At 59.6% G+C, this 19,803-nt stretch carries 18 protein-coding genes; 7 read left to right on the top strand and 11 right to left on the bottom strand.

The annotated features are described in order from the left end of the window. Window positions 1–571: 571 nt before the first annotated feature. From JJC00_RS07425 to bioB, 9 genes are all read right to left on the bottom strand, one after another. Entirely contained in the window at window positions 572–2,491 is a 1,920-nt protein-coding gene (locus JJC00_RS07425; protein ID WP_246774123.1) for a methyl-accepting chemotaxis protein, read from the bottom strand. 391 nt (window positions 2,492–2,882) lie between these two features. After that, the gene (locus JJC00_RS07420; RefSeq protein ID WP_200472022.1) at window positions 2,883–3,167 is read right to left on the bottom strand and encodes a hypothetical protein; all 285 of its coding nucleotides are present in this window, start codon (window positions 3,165–3,167) and stop codon (window positions 2,883–2,885) included. Window positions 3,168–3,391: 224 nt separating this feature from the next. Continuing rightward, window positions 3,392–4,243 (bottom strand): pantoate--beta-alanine ligase, encoded by an 852-nt coding sequence (panC, locus tag JJC00_RS07415; RefSeq protein ID WP_200474016.1) that lies wholly within the window; start codon window positions 4,241–4,243, stop codon window positions 3,392–3,394. Window positions 4,244–4,262: 19 nt separating this feature from the next. Continuing rightward, on the bottom strand, window positions 4,263–5,126 hold the full coding sequence (gene panB / locus JJC00_RS07410) for a 3-methyl-2-oxobutanoate hydroxymethyltransferase (RefSeq protein ID WP_200472021.1): 864 nt from the start codon (window positions 5,124–5,126) through the stop codon (window positions 4,263–4,265). 378 nt (window positions 5,127–5,504) lie between these two features. After that, entirely contained in the window at window positions 5,505–6,707 is a 1,203-nt protein-coding gene (locus tag JJC00_RS07405) for an adenosylmethionine--8-amino-7-oxononanoate transaminase (RefSeq protein WP_433996516.1), read from the bottom strand. 652 nt (window positions 6,708–7,359) lie between these two features. After that, window positions 7,360–7,992, bottom strand: a complete 633-nt coding sequence (gene bioD / locus JJC00_RS07400; protein ID WP_200472019.1) for a dethiobiotin synthase — start codon at window positions 7,990–7,992, stop codon at window positions 7,360–7,362. Further along, window positions 7,989–9,143, bottom strand: a complete 1,155-nt coding sequence (locus JJC00_RS07395; RefSeq protein ID WP_200472018.1) for an 8-amino-7-oxononanoate synthase — start codon at window positions 9,141–9,143, stop codon at window positions 7,989–7,991. Before JJC00_RS07395 ends, bioD begins: the two co-directional genes overlap by 4 nt. An 81-nt stretch (window positions 9,144–9,224) precedes the next feature. Continuing rightward, window positions 9,225–9,578, bottom strand: a complete 354-nt coding sequence (gene panD / locus JJC00_RS07390; RefSeq protein WP_200472017.1) for an aspartate 1-decarboxylase — start codon at window positions 9,576–9,578, stop codon at window positions 9,225–9,227. A gap of 50 nt (window positions 9,579–9,628) precedes the next feature. Further along, window positions 9,629–10,612: a biotin synthase BioB gene (gene bioB, locus JJC00_RS07385; RefSeq protein ID WP_433996492.1), complete on the bottom strand. Its 984-nt coding sequence runs from the start codon at window positions 10,610–10,612 to the stop codon at window positions 9,629–9,631. A gap of 135 nt (window positions 10,613–10,747) precedes the next feature. Here bioB and JJC00_RS07380 point away from each other — a divergent pair, with 135 nt between their 5' ends. Then, window positions 10,748–11,383, top strand: a complete 636-nt coding sequence (locus JJC00_RS07380; protein ID WP_200472015.1) for a GntR family transcriptional regulator — start codon at window positions 10,748–10,750, stop codon at window positions 11,381–11,383. Between the two features lie 154 nt (window positions 11,384–11,537). Here JJC00_RS07380 and JJC00_RS07375 read toward each other — a convergent pair whose 3' ends face one another. Next, the gene (locus JJC00_RS07375) at window positions 11,538–11,972 is read right to left on the bottom strand and encodes a nuclear transport factor 2 family protein (protein WP_200474015.1); all 435 of its coding nucleotides are present in this window, start codon (window positions 11,970–11,972) and stop codon (window positions 11,538–11,540) included. A gap of 940 nt (window positions 11,973–12,912) precedes the next feature. Here JJC00_RS07375 and JJC00_RS07370 point away from each other — a divergent pair. From JJC00_RS07370 to JJC00_RS07355, 4 genes are all read left to right on the top strand, one after another. Then, window positions 12,913–13,113 carry a hypothetical protein gene (locus JJC00_RS07370; RefSeq protein ID WP_200472014.1) on the top strand — a complete coding sequence of 67 codons (201 nt, stop codon included), beginning with the start codon at window positions 12,913–12,915 and terminating at the stop codon, window positions 13,111–13,113. A gap of 256 nt (window positions 13,114–13,369) precedes the next feature. After that, window positions 13,370–13,729 (top strand): Dabb family protein, encoded by a 360-nt coding sequence (locus JJC00_RS07365; RefSeq protein ID WP_200472013.1) that lies wholly within the window; start codon window positions 13,370–13,372, stop codon window positions 13,727–13,729. Between the two features lie 114 nt (window positions 13,730–13,843). Then, a complete protein-coding gene (pabB, locus tag JJC00_RS07360; RefSeq protein WP_246774122.1) occupies window positions 13,844–15,223 on the top strand; it encodes an aminodeoxychorismate synthase component I in 1,380 nt (459 codons plus the stop codon). A gap of 11 nt (window positions 15,224–15,234) precedes the next feature. Next, window positions 15,235–15,846, top strand: a complete 612-nt coding sequence (locus JJC00_RS07355; protein ID WP_200472011.1) for an anthranilate synthase component II — start codon at window positions 15,235–15,237, stop codon at window positions 15,844–15,846. A 242-nt stretch (window positions 15,847–16,088) separates the two neighbouring features. On the opposite strand, the gene ald is transcribed toward JJC00_RS07355, so the two are convergent. Further along, the gene (gene ald / locus JJC00_RS07350) at window positions 16,089–17,201 is read right to left on the bottom strand and encodes an alanine dehydrogenase (protein WP_200472010.1); all 1,113 of its coding nucleotides are present in this window, start codon (window positions 17,199–17,201) and stop codon (window positions 16,089–16,091) included. 447 nt (window positions 17,202–17,648) lie between these two features. Here ald and JJC00_RS07345 point away from each other — a divergent pair, with 447 nt between their 5' ends. Then, window positions 17,649–18,371, top strand: coding sequence for a LuxR family transcriptional regulator (locus JJC00_RS07345; protein WP_200472009.1), 723 nt, complete (start codon window positions 17,649–17,651; stop codon window positions 18,369–18,371). A 798-nt stretch (window positions 18,372–19,169) separates the two neighbouring features. Next, window positions 19,170–19,799, top strand: a complete 630-nt coding sequence (locus JJC00_RS07340) for an acyl-homoserine-lactone synthase (RefSeq protein ID WP_200472008.1) — start codon at window positions 19,170–19,172, stop codon at window positions 19,797–19,799. The last annotated feature ends 4 nt before the right edge of the window (window positions 19,800–19,803 follow it).

Raw genomic sequence — 19,803 nt, 5'->3', positions numbered from 1 at the left:
GCCGGCACCAGGATGGTTTGGTGCCGGGACCGACCGCGCCCATGCCACTCGTCAACGTGCCCTAGCCAGCAAAATGGGGCGGGCGCATATTGCGCCGTCGGCATGCTTGAGATCTGCGACTACTATCTATCCGAGTCCGCGCACGGGTGCCGTTGGGCCAACTCAGCAACGTGCGGTATGAGTGAGTGTAGATCGGTCAAGGGACGATGACAGAGCGCGAATTGTCGCTTTTGGAGAAGCAAGCTGCTGATGCTCTTCGTCGCGCACGGCGACTGCCCGTTGGTGCGAGCCGGAACGATCTCCGTCAGCTCGCAAAGGCGCTTCTTTGGCTGCATCGAAACGGAATGGAAGCTCTGGAGCAGGAGCGATCAAACATGGAACATGGACGAAGATGAGAGGAGTTGCGGGTCATCTCCTGTGCAGGCGGGTACTCGAATGACAGGAGGTGCGACGGCTTGGGTCGCGGACCTGAAGACGCTTTCGCCCGCACCATTGTCCTAAGCGACCGGAGCAATCTTCGAAAACGCATCGATGTTCCGGCTCCGGCGGCTCGTGCCGTTGAGACGCCAGCTTAAGCCGCTTGGACCCTCCCGAGGAAGCTGCCGAGCTCGCGCCTCAGCCGGGCGCTTTCCCCAGACAGCAGTTCGGCAGACATCAGCACCTGCATCGAAGCCCCTCCTGTATCCATTGCGCCGTTCGTCACTTCAATGGCGCTCGCTGCCACCTGGCTGGTTCTGGCTGCCGCTTCCTGCAAATTGGACGCGATGTTCTTGCTCGTTGCCCCCTGCTCTGCGATGGAGCTGACCACGGTCACTGCGATCTCCGAAATGCGGCCGATAATGGTGCCGATATCGGCAATCGCGCCGACCGACTCAGTCGTTGCCGTCTGAATGCCACGAATGTGCTCGCTGATCTCGTCGGTCGCACGCGCCGTTTGCGTTGCGAGAGACTTCACTTCCTCAGCCACAACCGCGAACCCTCTGCCGAGATCGCCGGCGCGCGCAGCTTCGATTGTCGCGTTCAGCGCGAGCAAATTGGTCTGCCGCGCAATCGCGGCGATCAGCTGAACGACGCTGCCGATCCGTTCCGCCGCAGCCGCCAAACCGACCATGCGCTGATCACTGAGTTCGGCCCTGCGAACCGCTTCTCGCGCGATATCGGCGGACTCTTCGACCTGCCGCCCGATGTTGGCGATCGTTGCCGCCATTTCGCCCGTCGCTGTCGCGACAAGCTGAACATTGGCAGACGCTTGCTCCGATGAGCTGGCGACTTCGACCGAGAGTTGCCGGCCGTGATCAGCCGTGCAGGTAAGGCTGCGGGCGGAGGCTTCAAGGTCTGAGGAGGCAGAGGAGACCGTATCGATAACCTTGCCCACAGCGGCTTCGAATTCGCCGGCGATCCGAGCGATATCGGCCTTCCGCTGCTCGGCGGCGGCACGATCCTGTTCGGCCTTTGCATCGATTTCGGCTTGCGCCTTTTCGCGCGCTTTCAGCTTGAACAGTTCGACCGCTGCGGCCATCTCGCCAAGTTCATCCTTACGGCCAAGGCCTGGCAGAACGACGTCGAACCGACCCTCGCCAAGCTGGCGCATGGCCGCCGTCATCGAAGCGACTGTTTTTGCGACGCGCTGGCCGAACAGCAACGCGAGCAGGCCAACGAGCAATGTTGCAAACCCAATCAGCCAAATCAGCTTCCGCTGAATTTGTTCAGCTTGCATTTCCGCAGCCCGCGAGTGCATGTCAGCGGCGGCCATGATCTTTGCCAGCGCCGGGCTGATGCGGTCGTAGATTTGTCCGAGATCGTCGGCCTGATCGCTCAGCGCCTGCTGTGTCACCATGAAGGACACGAAGCTTGACTTATATGCGCGGATCAGTTCGAGGAGCTGGGATCTTATTTCCGCGGGTAGGCTCGCCTGAGCAAGCGCGGTCTCGAATTCCGCCTCCCGGTCGGCCAGTTGATCGCCATCTTTGTCTTCGCCACGGAGAATGAAGTCCTTCTCGTGCCGGCGCATCGTCAGCATCAAGATCGTGAGGCGTGGCTGGTTCAGGTCGGCTAGACGTTGCTCGACAGCGTGCACGGCCTTGCGCAGCTTGCCTTGGAATCCATCATCTTCGTTGAAGCCGAGATTGCGTTGCGCCGAGACGACGTTTCGAAAGCGCGTCGCATAGAGGTTGATCACAGATCGCAACGCCGTCGCTTCCTTCCGTGGGTCGTGGTCGGGCAGAGCCGACACAAAAGCTTCGACCCGGCTCAGGTCTGCGAGCTGCTCCTCATGGCTCTTCGCATGCTTCGCGATCGCCATTTCGCTTGGCTTGCGCAGGAAGTCGCTCGTGATTTGTCGTGACTCCAGGAAGCTTTGTGACAGCGATGCGACATGATCTTTGAACTTGCTGCTGTCATTCGCCTCGCTCTGGACCAGGCTCGCGTAGTTCAGGGCGGCAGCGCAGAGTGCACCTGTGACAATGACTCCCGAGATCCCGAGCAGTGCCATTTGGCCGCGCAACCCAATGCGGAAGCCGCAGGACCACCTCAACTGCCCGATAAGTCTGCTCGCTGCTCCGGTCATTGTACCCCATGATGAGCTTTATGCCCCGGTGCGTGCTGGTTTTCGCGGGCCGACGGGCGATTATCAATATCGAGCAGAACTGGCGCTGGCCTGCTCTGCTCGCCGATGAGTGGCTTGCTAATTTAGATTGATTTCGGAATTCTGAATTCGCGTTTATAGGCGCAACTTTCCTTCAGCTCAGCAGCAAGGGCACGACGCAGCCGTTCGCGTTACAAATATCTGCATGATCGGTTTGTGTCGGGGAACATGGAGACGTTGGGGTTTCGCCCAGTGGACAGCTCACTAGGATGTTCAGAGAACGACAACTTGCTATCGTTCACGCCTGCCGCCACATGGTCGGCGCTTCGGGAAACGCTTCGCGGCCGATTTGTTTGAGGTCGCCGAGGGTCGTCTCGCCTGTACGGGCGATTTTGGCCGCGCCGTGTTCATGCCGAACTGGCTGGTCCGCCGCGATGGACCAGTGCTCGGATCGCACGACTTCACTCCCGAGCCGCATCAAGTTGTACTGCAGCCACATCATTTGTTGCTTCTCGCGCTTGCTGCGCTGAAACAATGCCTCGGCATACGCGCCCATCCAGAGCCGGTAGAAACGGCTTGCCATGTCCTGCTCCTATGCCGCGTCACCGGAATTGAGAGGGGTTTGACCACGTCATTTGTTGTCCGTCTGCCAAACGTCGGCTCGTCAAACGGGGTTGCGCCTAACCCTGCATGGTAAGGACAACTTGATGCCGATTAATGCAATTTATCTCGGCTCGGCGCTTAAATTCCGCATCCGCGCGATTTTACCGACGGATTTCACCGCACCTAATCCGCTCGGTGCTGGTGCTAGTAAGTCGGTATCGCCAGGATCACATTGTCGATCAGCCGCGTCGAGCCTACATAGGCAGCAGCGCACAGTGCCGCCGGGTGGCGTAGCGGACTTTCGGCGGCCTTGAGCGTGTCATGGTCGACAAGCTCAAGGTATTGCAGCCGATCGACCTCGTTCAAATGGCCTTTGGCGATTGCAAGCAGCTTTTCGACGTCGCGTTCTCCTGAGCCAAACTTGTCCGCTGCGGCGAACAGTCCACGGCTGATGGCACGAGCCCGCCGACGTTCTTCCTCGCTGAGATAGCGGTTGCGACTGCTCATCGCGAGACCATCCGCTTCCCGGACCGTCGGCACGGTAACGATCTCGATCGGAAGATCGAGATCAAATGCCATATGACGCACGACCGCGCATTGCTGAAAATCCTTCTGTCCGAAAAACGCGACATCCGGCTGCACCATGTTGAACAGTTTGCAGACGACCGTCGCGACACCGCGGAAGTGCCCGGGCCTGAACGCTCCGCAGAGCGGCTTTGCCAGGTCGCCCGGCTCCACGAAGGTCTCAAATTGTGCCGGATAGACTTCGCTGGCATCCGGCGCAAAGACGATGGCAACATCCGCATCGCAGCACAGTTTCTCATCGCGCGTGAAGTCGCGCGGATAGGTGCTGAGATCCTCGTTCGGTCCGAATTGAGTGGGATTCACAAAGATGCTGAGGACGGTGAGGTCAGATTGCGCCCGGCTTGCCTCGACCAGCGCCAGGTGACCTTCGTGCAAATAGCCCATGGTCGGTACGAATCCGACGCGTTTACCGGCCCTGCGGGCGTTTGCGAGAGCGCGACGAAGTTCAGCGGCTGTCGTGATTGTCTGCATTTCTTGGCTGTACATCAGGTTAGCTGGGGGTCCAGGTTGCGATCGTCTCGGCAACGCCTTCTGGAAGCCGATAGGACTCCTTCGGTCCTGGGAATACGCCGCTGCGGACATCTGCGGCCCAGCGCGACAGTGCCTCCTGCAGCAGCTGAAAACCCTCTGCATAGGCGCGAACGAATTTCGGCCGATGACCTTCAGTCAATCCCAGCACATCATGGAATACGAGCACCTGGCCCGAGCAACTGGGACCCGCGCCAATTCCAATGGTCGGTATCGTCAGGAATTCGGTCGCGCGCGCGGCGAGCTCCGCCGGAACGCCCTCCAGGACCAGAGCGAAGCATCCGGCCTCCTGCAGACGGTGGGCGTCCTCGAGCAGGCGCAGAGCGTCGTCGGCTTTCCGGCCCTGCACTTTGAATCCACCCATGACATTGACACTCTGCGGAGTGAGCCCGAGATGACCCATCACAGGAATTTCGCAATCGACCAGAGCACGGACCATTTCGATGCGCTTCGCGCCCCCTTCGAGCTTAACCGCTGCCGCGCCACGCTGCAGAAAGCCTCCGGCGTTGCGTATCGTCTCCTCAACGCCGAGGTGAAAGCTGAGAAATGGCATATCGGCAACGAGCAAGGCACGAGCTCTTGTGCGCGCAACAGCATCCAGGTGATGGTTCATCATGGCCATACTGACCGGCAACGTATTGTCAAATCCGAGGCAGACATTGCCAACACTGTCTCCGATCAGGATGACATCGACGATGGGATCGGCGATGCGCGCGGTGACTGCGTCGTAGGCTGTCGTCATCACGATGCGACGCCCTTCGTCCTTGCAACGCTGCAGAACTGGAATCGTGACACGTTCAACAGGCTGCTCTGAAATGTGGCTCATCTTAGATTCCGACCGCTCCACTGCCCGCATCCCGGACCTCGGGGCTACCTACGGAAGCTGAGAGAAGACTGTCAATGGTGCAGGCGATCCGGAAAAGCACGTTTCCCAAGCCAGCGGCGGACAGACAGAAACGTCTAATGATTGCGCAATCATCGAAAGGGAAACTTTCCAGCCACTGTTTCGTCGCGCGGAGCGGCTGTGCAACGCGCTGGGCACCACGCATGCTAACGCTCTCCGCACATCTGGCGAGTTTGCGCCGGGTACATCTGCGACAGCGGCTCGGATCTTTTGCCAAAGCCTCCGGCAGGTTCGGGTTCGGCCAGCATATTCACCTTGGGGCCGCAGTTGGGTTCCGTCAGACGCGCTCGAGCCGCACCCTCAAGCTAGCGCATCGGCAGCATCCCTGATGCCGGCGTAGATTTGATCAAGATCTGCCGCCGTGACGCAATAAGGCGGCATCACGTAGATCGTGTTGCCGAGTGGCCGCAGCAAGAGATTTCGGCTCTCGAAGAAGGCCTGAAGCTTCGGACCGATGCCTGCCAGATAGCCCGGATCGCTGGTTTTCAGATCGAGCGCTGTAATGGTGCCGGTCCGCCGGACGTTTGCAAAGCGCGGGTCGGCACGGAATGGCTCGATTGCATGCTCTTGCATCGTGGCGACAGACGCGACGCGCTGGTGTGATTCCTGATCTTGCCAGAGATCCAGATTCGCTTTTGCGGCGGCGCAGGCCACTGGATTCGCGGTATATGAACTCGAATGAAAGAACGTGCGGGTACGATCCCTTGAGTAATGCGCGTCGAATATCTCGGCGCGGCAGAGCGTCACTGCCAGCGGGAGCGCCCCTCCGGTGAGGCCTTTCGAATAGCAGGCGATATCGGGACTGACATCGGCCTGCTCGCAGGCGAATAGCGTTCCGGTACGGCCCCAGCCGGTCATGACCTCGTCGGCGATGAACAGAACGTCAAAGGCCTCGCAGATCCGCTTCATTTCTCCTAGCGCCCAAGCAGGGTACATCAGCATCCCGCCTGCCCCCAAAATCAGAGGCTCCACAATAAGGGCTGCGGGACTTTGGTTTCGGCATGCGGACTCGAGCGCATCGAGGGTCGCCTGCTCACGGCCTTCCGCAGGGAACGGAACTGCGGTCACGTCAAACAGCAAGGGCCCGTATGCGTCACTGAACACGCCCCGGGCCCCCACCGACATCGCCCCAATTGTATCGCCGTGATAGGAATGTTGCATCACGACAATGCGTGTCCGCGGCTCGCCAATATTATTCCAATAGCCGATCGCCATTTTTAAGGCGACTTCCACGCTCGTGGACCCGCTGTCGGAGAAGAAGACATGGTCGAGCCCACGGGGTGCGAGCTTCAAGAGTAGCGCCGCAATCTCCTCAGCCGGATCGTGGGTATAGCCGGCAAAGATGATCTGGTTGAGCTTGCCCGCCTGTTCCTGAATCGCCCTGACAATGTGCGGTTGGCAATGACCGTGGGTCACGACCCACCAGGATGAGATTGCATCGATGATGCGGCGGTCATCCGCGGTGTAGAGATAAGCACCATCGCCACGCAGAACCTTTGTCATCTCGCCCTGAAGCGCGTGTTGCGTGAACGGGTGCCAGATCGCGGGCTTCTTCTTCGGCGTCACGGCTTGAACTCACCAGCACGCAATGAGGCCTTGAACGCAGCCTGCGGCGTGTTTGCAATGAGAGAGGGACGGCCCGAGCACTCGCCCTAGCCAACGGACAGCCGATCGCTCTCGCAAATTGTGCTCATTCTTTTGTTCCGCGATGAAGGCATTGGCCTGGTCGACGCAGAAGCGGCGCATTGTTGCTCCTTTGATAGCTTCCTACATATGCCTTGCGAAGCTAGCGGTGATAGTCGACATCCATCTTGCTGCCCCGAACCCATGCTCTCTTGCATCGTCGAAAAACCGGCCTTGCCGCCGAAGTGAAGATCAAAAAGAACTCATCCAGCGTTGGCGGAATATTTTCAAGGAGAGCGCCATACTCGCCCGTGTTCAGAACGAGGCAGTTTCCTGCGAAGCAGCCGTCAACCGACATGTATCTTGCTTCGAGCGGCGGATTGAAGGGGACGCGACGAGCTTCACCATTTGCGGGGTCTATAACCATGAGCCGAGACTCAAACGCGCATCTTTGAACCCATAACCTTGGTGATGTCATCCAGAAGCGCGTGTTGCATGAACCGACACCAGATCTGGGTTTTCCTGTTCGTCATCATGACTTGAACGTATCAGCGCGAAACGACGCCTTGAACGCGTCCTGCAGCGTGTCTGGCGTGAGGGGAGCAAGCCAGGGCAATCGCCCTAACCAACGCACGCGGCCAATCTCGCAAACCGCACTCTCAGTGTCAGCATTCCGCTCCCCAATGAATGCAATCCCGAGGATGTCGATATGGCGCCTCCGCAGAGCTTCTATCGACAGCAGCGAGTGATTAATGGTGCCCAGCGCCGTCCGAGCGCAGAGCACCGCTGGAATGCGCCATCGCTCAAAGACGTCAGCATAAAGTGTGCCGAGACTCAGCGGCACCATCAGCCCGCCGGCGCCCTCGATGACCAACGGTCGCCCGCCGGTGTCTGGCACAGCGAGCGAGTCCGCATCGATGCGAACGCCGTCAATTTCCGCGGAGTGATAGGGCGAAGCCGGCGTTCGAAGGCGGTGAACCTCCGGCACGATGCGATCGCCTGAAAGACTCCCCAGCCGCGCGACGACTTCGGTGTCGGTTTCTCCTTCGAGGCCGGCCTGAATCGGTTTCCAATAGTTCGCGCCGAGGAGATTAGCGAGCCCTGCGGAAAAGACCGTCTTTCCGATCCCGGTATCCGTGCCTGTCACGACGATCTGCTGTCTCATCGGGCTTCACCTCTCGTCTCCTCGAACAGCGCATCGAGCATTGCACGCACGTCCTCCTCCCCGATGTTGAGGGTCAGTGAAATTCGCAAGCGTGCCGTACCCATGGGGACGGTTGGCGGTCGGATTCCGCGGATATCGAAGCCACGAGCCTGCAGTCGCGATGCGAGCCGCATCGCACGCCCGTTGTCGCCGACGATATAGGGCACGATCTGCGAGGCCGAAGGACTTCGCCCGCCACGCACGCCGATCTCCCGATGCGTGAACGCGACCAGCTTGGCCAAACGCTGCTGCCGCTCGGGTTCCTGCTGCAGGATTAACAGGGCCTCCCGCACGGCAACGGCCATCAATGGTGAGGGTGCTGTGGCGAAGATAAACGGGCGACAGCGATTGACCATGAAGTCGCGCATGGCCGTTGAGGCAGTGACGAGCGCGCCTGCGGCGCCCAGCGCCTTGCCGCAGGTATGAACGACCAACAGATTTCCTTGTCCCTCATAGGAGGCGGTGAGTCCTCGTCCCAGCTCCCCGTAGACGCCTGTGGCGTGGGCCTCATCGACCATCAGGAACCCGTCGTGCCGGCCGGCGATAGCGAGGAGGTCTTCGAGCGGCGCGAAGTCGCCATCCATGCTGTAGAGACTTTCAACCACGATCCAGACCCGGCCCACTCCGCCCTGGGTACGCCAGTCGCGGATTGTGTCTTCGACCGACTGAGGATCGTTGTGGGCGCTTGTGCGAGAGTCAGCCCGGCCAGCTCGCGCACCTTCATGGATGCTCGCGTGCACGAGAGCATCGAGAACGAGTAGATCGCCGCGCTGCGGCAATGTTGTCAGAAGAGCGAAATTTGCGACATAACCGCCGCCGAAGAAGAGCGCCGTCTCCGCCCCAAAAAACTGAGCCGCTTCTGCTTCGAGGCGTTCGTGCTCCTCGCAATTGCCGCGCAGAAGCCGCGACCCACCCGCTCCGATCGGAGTGCCGGCCTCGAGCGCCGCCGAAACTGCCTTTTTCATGCGCGAAGCGCTCGCAAGCGCCAGATAATCGTTCGATACAAAATCGACGCCTTCACGCGGCCTAAGGCGGCGTAGCCGGTCGTCTTGTTTCAGGGCATGCAACGCCGCGACATAGTCGGCGACCTTGGCCGTATGGATCGAGCTCATTCACCCCTCCCAGGGTCGCCATCAATCAAGCAAATTCAATTGGCCGCCTGGACAATGGCTCCAGCATCGGCCTCTCGGCTTTCAATCCGGTAGGATGCGGTTCTCCCGGTCAACCCGCACAATGTGTGGCCTGAACGCTTTTGCTTCCATCTCATCAAAGGCGGCATACGCAACGATGATGACCTTATCGCCAGGCATCGCTAGTCGCGCGGCCGCACCATTGAGGCCTATCATGCCGGACCCCTTGGGTGCCTCGATCACATAGGTGGCAAAGCGTGCGCCGGTGTCGATGTTAAAGATTTCGACGCGCTCGTTGATCAGGAGTCCCGCAGCGTCCAATAGCAACCGATCAATCGAAATCGAGCCTTCATAGTGCAGATCGGCTTCAGTGACCGATGCGCGATGGATTTTGCCTTTCATCAACGTAATCTGCATGTTTACCTACATTGGAGTTTGCGCAGCCGCGTTCGCCACCCTGTTTCCCCTCAAGATAGCCCGGACGTGATGCCGAGCCGGTGCAGCAAATTGGCGTCGCGATCGGCCTTCGGGTTCTTCGTCGTCAACAGCACGTCGCCGAGGAAGATCGAATTTGCGCCCGCCAGGAAGCACAGCGCCTGCAGTTCATCGCTCATGTATTGGCGTCCAGCGGACAACCGCACCACGGTCTTGGGCATCATGATGCGGGTCGTCGCGACCAGACGCACCACCGCGATCGGGTCGGGGCGCTCTGCGGTGTCATTCACCGGCACGCCCTTGACCTCGTTCCACAGGTTGATCGGAACGCTTTCCGGATGGCTGGGTAGGTTGGTAAGCAGGACGAGCATGGCGAGGCGATCCTCGACGCCCTCACCCATGCCGATAATGCCACCACAGCAGACCTTGATGCCCGCCTCGCGCACATGTGCAAGTGTGTCGATCCGATCCTGTAAGGTGCGGGTGGTGATGATCTTGCCGTAGAACCGCGCCGAGGTATCGATGTTGTGATTGTAGAAGTCGAGACCGGCCTCTGAGAGCCGCGCAGCCTGCCTTGGCATCAGCATCCCGAGCGTGACGCAGGTCTCCATCCCGAGACCCTTGACCGCACTGACCATGTCGCAGACCTGATCAAGATCGCGGTCTTTCGGACTGCGCCACGCCGCGGCCATGCAGAAACGGGTCGCTCCCGCATCCTTGGCACGCTGCGCACTCGCGACCACATCGGCGCGATTCATCAGGCGGGTGGCTTTCAGCCCAGTATCGTAGTGCGCGCTCTGCGAGCAGTAGCCGCAGTCCTCTGGACAGCCGCCGGTCTTGATGCTGAGCAGGCTTGCGGTTTCGACGTGGTTTGGATCGAAGTTGGCCCGATGAACGCTCTGCGCCTGAAGCATCAACTCGGCAAACGGCAGTCCATAGAGTGCTTCAGCCTCGGCGCGGTTCCAGCTTCTGCAGACCTGCGCGCTGTTGTTTCCGTCGTTTCGCTTCACGTCCATAGCAGCAACCATAAGAGCCGCGCTCCCATCCGCGGTTAATCATAGATAATGCGAGTGATTATCTATGATAACGAGTCTCGACCAATGCTAGAGGATGTCCTAAGTGAACGCATTCGTTTTTCTGGTAGATAATCTATGGTGATGGACGAGAACACGACGGTTGCCGGGCGCATCGCCGACTCGATCGGTGAGCGCATTATCACCGGCGCGCTGCAGCCAGACGCTCCGCTCCGGCAGGATCATGTCGCGCGGCAATTCAATTCCAGTCACGTTCCTGTCCGCGAGGCGTTTCGGCAGCTGGAAGCCCAACACCTTGTCGTAGCTCGGCCCCGTCGCGGCGTGCGGGTTGCTCCTCTCGACACCAAATCGGTGAAGGAGATCGCCGAGATGCGCGCCGCGCTCGAGGTGGTCGCATTGCGCAATGCGGTTCCAAAGCTGACGTCGGCCCATTTGGCACGGATCGAGCTCGCCCTCATTGAAGGAGACAATGCCGAGACAATCGAGGATTTTGAAATGGCCAACCGCGCCTTTCACCGCGCGCTCGTTTCGCCCTGCGCGATGCCGCGCCTGCTCGCCAACCTCGATGGACTGCAGCTTGCAAATTCGCGCTTGGTGTTCGCAATGGCGCGAAGTGCCGGCTGGCGACCGCGGTCCAACCAGGATCACCGGCTGATTCTGCAGGCATTGCGATCCCGCAACGTCGATCAAGCCTGCAACCTCCTCGCGCGTCACATTCAAACCATTGAGCGCCTTGCCCTTCCCGCCTCCTGACTGGAAGAGGCTTCTGGTCCGTTTACGAATTTGTCTATGTTGACGCCGATCGCCATCATCACAACGCAATGAAGACGCGATCGCGTCCGGCGTAAGCATCGCGCACCCGCCATCGTCGACCCCAAGAGGGAGGGACCCGCTGGCGCCCCTCACCTCAGTTTGTCATCCTCGGGAGATGAATTTGCCGGCCCAGTGCCTGCTCGACGAGATCAAAGGTGTCGACGAGCACACGCATGCTGATGAGCCGGCCGGCCTTGAACTGGGCGAACTGCGCCACGCGCAGCGAGATGGACTTGTCGGATTGGCGCGCCGTCAGGGAACAGCGCAGCATGGAGGCTGCGGAATCGACGCCGAGCATGGTGGTGTCGCGTTCGAAACGGCGAATCTGGACATTGTCAGAGATCTCCCGGATGACGTCGAGCACGGCGCGCTTGCCGTGCCGAGTGCCGAGAAATGGAAACATGTCGATCGGACCGTAGATCGTCCAGTCGACCTCCTCGTCGAGGAGGACCTCGATGTCCTCAAGATGCCGGTCGTTGATCGCGCGATGCAACGTTCGCGAGAAGCGCCAGAAGCTATGCTCCGCCATTTTGGTTGTTCCTGACACCAGCTTGCAATAACGGAGCTGCTTCTCTGTCGTCTGTATCGACCTATGAAGCTCGGCGGACCTCATTGCGATGGGCTGGGGCCACCTCCGTAGCGTCGCCACAGGGGCGAGCCAAACGTCCATGTTCCCGCGCGGACAGTGTTGGACAGCTCTACGGCCATGAGCTCCCCCATCCGCAAGGCTGCAAGTGACATCGAATACCAGTAGGATGGTGCAAACGACGTCATGAATTCGAGCGGCAAAGCGTGAAGCGTCGGGGCATCCACTTCGGCACATGACGTTTTCAGCCAAGGCATCAACAGGCTCCTGGCTTCATGGCGAAGGTAGCAATCGTAACCACAGTATGGCCTCTGCGTCGACACATCCCGCAGGTATCCGGTGCCGAGAGCTTTCGCGCATGCGGTGCAGGCCGCGCGGTTAAGCGGAGCCCTGTGATTGACCAATACGAACTTCATAATGGAGATCCACGCCTTCCCTGCGGTCGGTGCGCAATTCGCGAGATTGTCGCGCGCTAGTCGACGTCAATGATTTCGGCGCCGCTGTAGGAGGCGCGCTCTCGGCCGCCGCTGACCGCTCAGGCGGCGGGTAATCGCCGTAACCAATTGCTGTCCGCTTCGCAACGGGACTTGAAGTGCTCAACGCACCTCTTTGAGCAGAGGGCGGTTCGCGAAGAGTAGTAACGAATAAGGCCAAACTTTCCGGCGCAAATGGCGCACCGTTTGACGGTGTTGCGCTGAAGTTTTTGATGGTCTTTGGACATGTCCGTCTCCAATTCCTGCCTCTCCCATTGCGCGTTGGAGGGCTCAGGCTTGCGACGCGTGGCCGGGCGGGATGCGACGTAGCTCAATCCCGCGTCGCGCTTCGGTATGCCGCTTGCACTCGTCGCTTTGACCTTGACCTGCGCCCCTTCCGATCGGGCACCGTGGATAAGCGCGAAATTTATCCGCTTTATTTAAAAGAAATTCGCCAATCTCCTCCCTGTCAGCGCATACGTCGCGCGATGTTTCCCTATTTGGCGCAGAAATTCATCGCCGAAATCGACTATTGGGCCGGGCATAGCGAGGACGAATTCACGGCAACTCGGTCTGCGGAGATCTCAACAAGGAGAAGACCGATGGCGTGAGGTTTGAGGGCGATTTCATCCCGACACCGGGGCACCATGATTGAGTGCCGGCGGCTCACGTCGTGGCATCTGGAGCGCGCGCGCTGGCGGCTGGGCCTGGACTGCGGTCACGTGCCGCAAATGGAGCCCGCTTGACCAAGGGCAGAAGCTCCAGCAGCGAAGCCATGGCGGCGATTGCGACGCGCTGCGGTAATGTTGCAGCGGGCTCAATGCCAAGTTAATTATGCGCCTGCATGCGATCAACCCGAGGCCATTCATGATTCGTCACATCGTTTTGTTTACCGCCAAGGATAAGGCCCGGATCGACGAAATGATCGAAGGCCTGTCAATTCTCACCACAATCCCACATGCACGCCTGCTGGAGGTTGGTCGCAATCGCAAGGCCGACCAGTTCGGCAACGATATCGACGTTGTGGTCTACGGTGAGTTCGACAACGACAGGGAACTCGCAGCCTACAAGGCTCATGAGCTATACCAGAAATCGATTAGCCGGGTGCGACCGCTCCGCGAACTGCGGTTTGCGGCCGATTACACCGTATCAACGGATGCGCGCTTCGCCTCAACGGCAGCAACAGGTCAGGTCGCTCGGCGCCTCGAGCCGACTGGCGAGGGCTAACCTGACAATCGCCCTCGATGGTCTCCGGGCCCCAGGCGAGCGCCTCTCGGTCTGCTCGGGATCACAATCTGAGCACATCTCACAGCACGCAAGTCATCGGTGATTGACAGACCAGTGCACGTCCGCGAGCTGCAGTGGATCGAGCCCGTCACGGCGATGCGACGTTTGGCGCATCGACCGCAGCTGACGTTTCTCGACAGCGCGGCAACGCACGAATTGCTCGGCCGCTATTCATATCTGAGCTGCGACCCGTTCGGCACCTTTATGGTCGCGGACGGACAGGCGAGTTGGAACGGAGAGGCTCTTGAGGGCGACCCGTGGGAAGCTCTTCGTGCCCTTCTCGCCAACTATTCGCAAGAGCATCGCTCTGATCTCCCGCCGTTCCAGGGAGGCGCGGCCGGCTTCCTTGCTTACGATCTAAACAGGACCTTAGAGAACTTGCCGACGTCCGTAATTCCCGGCCAGGGATTGCCCCAATCGCTCCTGCATTTCTATGACGTAGTCGTGAGCTACGACCACCGGCACAACAAATGCTGGATCGTTTCGACCGGATGGCCGGAGCAGGATCCTATACGCCGCGCAGAGCGTGCACACCGCCGAGCTGACGAATTTGCATCTCTCCTTGCCCGCGCAGAGACGCCGCGGGATGCATCCTCCGGCAGCGTGGGCGTGTGGCATTCGAACTTCAGCCGCGATGACTATATTGCTGCGGTCAAGCGCGTCATCGGCTTGATTCTGGCCGGAGACGTCTTCCAAGCCAACATTGCGCAGCGCTTCAGCGCCAAGGTATCGACTTCCTTCGACCCGCTCACCTTCTACTGCCAGCTACGATCATCGAACCCCGCACCCTTTGGAGCGCTCCTGCGCTATGGCAAGCTGACCGTCGCATCGAGCTCACCGGAGCGTTTCCTAAAGCTTGGCGGAGGTCGGGTCGAGACGCGCCCCATCAAGGGCACGATCGCGCGTTCCGCTGACTGGAAGGAAGACAGATGTCGAGCTGAAATCCTCCTTACGTCTGAAAAGGACCGCGCCGAGAACGTTATGATCGTCGACCTCCTGCGTAATGATCTGTCTCGCGTTTGCACTGCGCCTTCGGTCGAGGTTCCGGCATTGTGCAACCTCGAATCCTATGCCTCGGTGCACCACCTCGTGTCGGTCGTTACGGGTGAACTTGCAGGAGATCAGGACGCGGTCACCTTACTTCGCGCTTGCTTTCCCGGCGGTTCCATTACCGGAGCACCAAAGGTGCGCTCGATGGAAATTATAGCGGAAATCGAGCGTGTGGCACGCGAGCTCTATTGTGGAGCGATCGGCTTCATCGGTTTTAACGGCCACATGGATACAAACATTGCGATTCGCACTGTAACGATCGATGGCGATGCGGCTGTCTTTCATGCAGGCAGCGGCATTACGGCGATGTCGGATCCAGAGGCCGAATACGAGGAGACGCTCGCCAAGGCGGAGCGCATCTTCGATGCGTTTCGTGCTGAATGAACGGGTGCATTTTGATTGTCATCATCGACAACTACGACTCCTTCGTCTTCAACATTGCCCGCTATTTCCGCAACCTTGGTGAGGAGGCGGAGGTGATCCGGAACGACGTGATCAGCGTCACGGACCTTGTAGGCCTGAAGCCGCGCGCAGTGGTCATCTCGCCTGGTCCCTGCACTCCACTTGAGGCCGGAATATCCACCGCCGTCGTTCGCGAGCTTTCAGGTCGCGTACCACTTCTCGGCATTTGCCTCGGACACCAGTGTATCGGGAGCGTTTTCGGCGGAGGCGTGGAGCGTGCACGTCGCCCTATGCATGGCCGGTCCTCCACTGTAACGCATGACGGTCGAGGGCTATTCAAGGAGCTTCCGTCTCCACTTCGCGTCGGGCGCTACCACTCTCTTGTTGTTGAGTTCGATGAGGCATGCGCGCCGCATCTCACGGTGACGGCGCGTTCGGACGAAGGCGAGGTCATGGCGCTCGCACATCGTTTCCAACCAACATTTGGCGTGCAGTTTCATCCGGAATCGATACTCACGGAACAAGGGCACGTGCTGCTTATGAACTTCTTGCGCCTGACGGAAGCTTCCTGGGCGAAGATCGAGCCAATTGCCGGATCGCTATGATCCTGCTCGGCAGCGGTTCGATCCGTCGCAACCGGTGACGCTCGGGGCGCCAAGGGTATTCAGGCCTGATGCCGACTCACGGCAGCCCGGTCAGCGATGATGAGTCTGTGAATAGCAGCCTGAGGGCAAGTCACACCGCCTTACGCAGAGTTGTGCTATCCCCTCAAAAAAAGGGCCACTCCGGAGGAAGAAGGAGTGGCCCAAGTCAGGGAGGAAAACGCTCCCTAAGGAGCCTCTGTGGATCAGGCCGCGGCCTGGTCGAAGGGTGAGAAGGGTAGGCCCAGGCTCTCGGCCACGGCCTTATAGGTTAGCCGGCCCCGATAGACATTGAGGCCTGCGCGCAGATGCGGATTTTCAAGCACGGCTGCAAATCCCTTGTTGGCGAGAGCCAAGCCAAAGGGCAGCGTGGCGTTGTTCAATGCCTGGCTCGAGGTGAGCGGGACAGCTCCGGGCATATTGGCGACGCAATAATGGATAACGCCGTCCACCTCGTAAGTTGGATCCGCATGCGTCGTCGCACGCGAGGTCTCGAAGCATCCGCCCTGATCGATAGCCACGTCCACAATGACGGAGCCCTTGCGCATCGAGCTCAACATGCCGCGACTGACCAGCTTCGGCGCGCTGGCACCGGGAACGAGCACCGCCCCAATGACAACGTCCGCTGCAAATACTTCCTCCTCGACGGCGTCTATGGTCGAGAACCTGGTGCGAACGCGCCCCTCGAAGAGTTCGTCCAGTTCGCGAAGCCGGGGAATCGAACGATCGAGGATCGTGACCTCGGCACCCAATCCCGCCGCCATCCGTGCGGCATGCGCACCAACAACCCCGCCCCCGATCACAACGATACGGGCCGGCTGCACACCGGGCACGCCGCCGATCAATAGCCCCCGCCCACCTGAGTAGCGCCTCAGCGCCGCGCCCGCTGCTTCAATCGCAAGCCTGCCCGCAACCTCGCTCATTGGCGCAAGCAGCGGAAGCCCGCCAGCCGGACCAGTCACGGTCTCGTAAGCAATGGCGGTACATCCGGACTTTATGAGGCCCTTGGCCTGCTCCGGGTCCGGCGCCAGATGCAGATATGTGAAGAGGATCTGGTTCTCTCGCAGCTGGGTCCATTCCGAAGGCTGGGGCTCCTTGACCTTTACGATCATCTCGCTCGACGCAAAGACCTCGCGAGCGGAGTCCAGAATCGTCGCGCCAGCCTTGCGGTACTGGTCGTCTGTTGCGCCGATGCCAGCGCCAGCCGTGGTCTCGATCAGCACGGCGTGGCCTGCGGCCACATATTCGCGGACAGCCCCAGGAGTCAGGCCCACGCGGTATTCGTGCGTCTTGATCTCCTTGGGAACACCGACCTTCATTTGCAATCTCCTCTTGAGCGGCCTCTTCTAGTGGGAATCGCGGTGCAAACTTACGAAAGTGGAGCCAAGTCGCGCGGAAATTCCGCGATTTTCTGGGCAACCACGCAGGATTTCAAAGACGCGAACGAGACCGATACCGCAATGTCGATGAGCAGCCCCAAGTGACGGATTCCCAGACCAAACTCTCGTGTCGAGCGGACACTATTTGCCGCCACGCTCGCGCAGCTATGGGACGCTGATCACAACATCACAGCATATCAAGCATGACTTGACCTCAACCGACTTGACCTCATCATTGGAGGCAAGCAATCAGGTTTCACCTTGGTTCGCGCAAAGACGTCACAGGCGTTCTCCGCGCGCGCCACGAAGTGACGATGCGTATGAACCTGACATGTGAATCTTTTGATTCAGACGACAGTCGTACGAGTGCCTGCAGCGAGAAGGACAATGCGTCACGTTTTCCAAGCTTTCGTTGATCAACTGATTGAAAGTACCGACCTCGATGACCTTAGGCTCGGGATGGCTGAAACTGCAGCCGCGCTCGATCTATCTTGTTTCGCCTACCTCGTTTTGCCTTCCAGACCAGGCGCGCCGCCGCTTCTGATTTCGACCTATCCGTCAAGTTGGACTTCGCATTACGTCGAGCAGCAGTACCATCGGTTTGATCCTGTAATTATTCAATCCGTTCGGCGAGACAAGGCCTTTGAGTGGGGCCTTGGCCTCGGGCCCGAAGCACATTCGGAGCCCGCTCGTCAGCTTTTCGAGGAGGCCGCGCGATTTGGCATTCGCTGTGGCTTCACCGTTCCGATTCACGAGAGCGGCGTTGCTATTGCAGCAGTCACATTTGCCGCCAACGAACGAGCTGCTGCCTTCGGACGCTCCGTACGCCGGCATGCTCGTATACTTCCTTTTATGGCAACGGTTTTCCATGCACACGCAGAACGTAAGCTGCGTGCCCGCGATCAGATTGACGGTGTCTCGCTTTCTCGGCGGGAGATCGAGTGCCTAAATTGGGCCGCTCAGGGCAAGTCTTCCTGGGAGATTGGCCGTATCATGGGCATCTCTCACCATACGGTCGCATATCACCTGGACAACGCCAGGACCAAACTGGGCGTTCGATCGAGGATCCAAGCAGTTGCGCGCTTTGTCGCCGCTGGTCGAAAGACCTAAATGAGGGCGGCCGGCGCGCCAAGGCCGTCTACACTCTCATCACCTGCGCCAAGCTGAACGACACCGATCCCCGAGGCCGGGCGCGCAGGCATACTTGCCCGTCTGCCAGGCCATCCTGCCAAGCGCATCCACGCACCCCTGCCTTGATTGGCGCCCCAGAGCGTCGCCGATGATGCTTGAGATCGTCAGCTCGATGCCGAGACGAGCTAACGAGGCTGAAACAATGTTCCGGCATCACCCCCGAACTCCCAAACCGCGACTAACTCCGGGCGATTTGATCTTGTGCGGCCGCGAGACGCTCGGCTTCTCTCAATGCTGCGGCTTTTGTCCTGAATGGTCCGACGTCATTCTCTTCAGTGTCAGGCAACCAGGTAGGGAGAAACCACCAACCTCCTGGTCTTCCGTAGCTGGCCGTGCTTCGGACTGATCCGATGCCCTCAGCGATGAACCAGCCAGAATCGACCCCATCCCGTCGCCATGAGATTTCTGCCATAGTGTGCGTCATTCCTCGATAGAATGTACCCTTGGCTCTAAGTCTCGCTCCCGAGTCCTAGCCACCCGTATAGGCCGACAGTCAAGACTCGTCTAGCCGACAGCAAAAAACGCGTCGATAGAGCTCTGAGGATGTTCAGCGACGCTGCGGGCGAAGAGGATTTAATCCGATGGCGCGGCTCGGCCCTGCCAATCCGGCTTTTTGCCAGATGCGTACGTCGGTATCACACCTCCTTAACTGAGGAGGCTGCACATCCCCAACAATTCCCCTTCAATACCCGCCCCGCGGCTTTGGAGGCACAATCGATGATGCAGATGATTACACAGGAGTTCTATGGAGCCTTTGCTGAAGACCTTTGTGAGATGCACAGACTTAGATACAGGGTTTTCAAGGAACGACTCGCATGGGACGTTCAGACCAGCGGGGACATGGAAGTCGATGAATTCGATGCACTCGGTCCTGTCTACCTGATTCAGCGATCGAGCAATTATAGCGTTCAGGGCTGCGTACGGCTGCTTCCATCTACCGGACCGACGATGTTGCGCGATACCTTCCCTGTGCTGCTCGATGGACAGCCCTTTAACGCGGATCATTCGGTCTGGGAAAGCAGCCGTTTCGCGCTGGATGTTGACGCTGGCGCGCGCGGAACGATGCGCGGGCTGACCAGCGCGACGTACGAGCTCTTCGCTGGCATGATCGAATTCGGCCTTTCGAGACGGCTAACAGAAATCATCACGGTGACCGACGCTCGCATGGAGCGCATCTTGCGACGCGCCGGGTGGCCCCTGCGACGGGCGGGCCAGGCAAGGACATTGGGAAACACCCAGGCCGTTGCTGGCTATCTCGAGATTTCAGCGGCCGCACTATCGCGGGTCCGCGACACCGGAACACTCCGCTCACCTGTGCTCTGGGAGCCGGCGCTGAAAGCTGCGTAGAGGA

It is taken from the genome of Bradyrhizobium diazoefficiens (genome assembly GCF_016616885.1).
In the GTDB taxonomy this organism is placed as follows: domain Bacteria; phylum Pseudomonadota; class Alphaproteobacteria; order Rhizobiales; family Xanthobacteraceae; genus Bradyrhizobium; species Bradyrhizobium diazoefficiens_F.
This window is presented reverse-complemented; position numbering and strand designations above follow the sequence as displayed.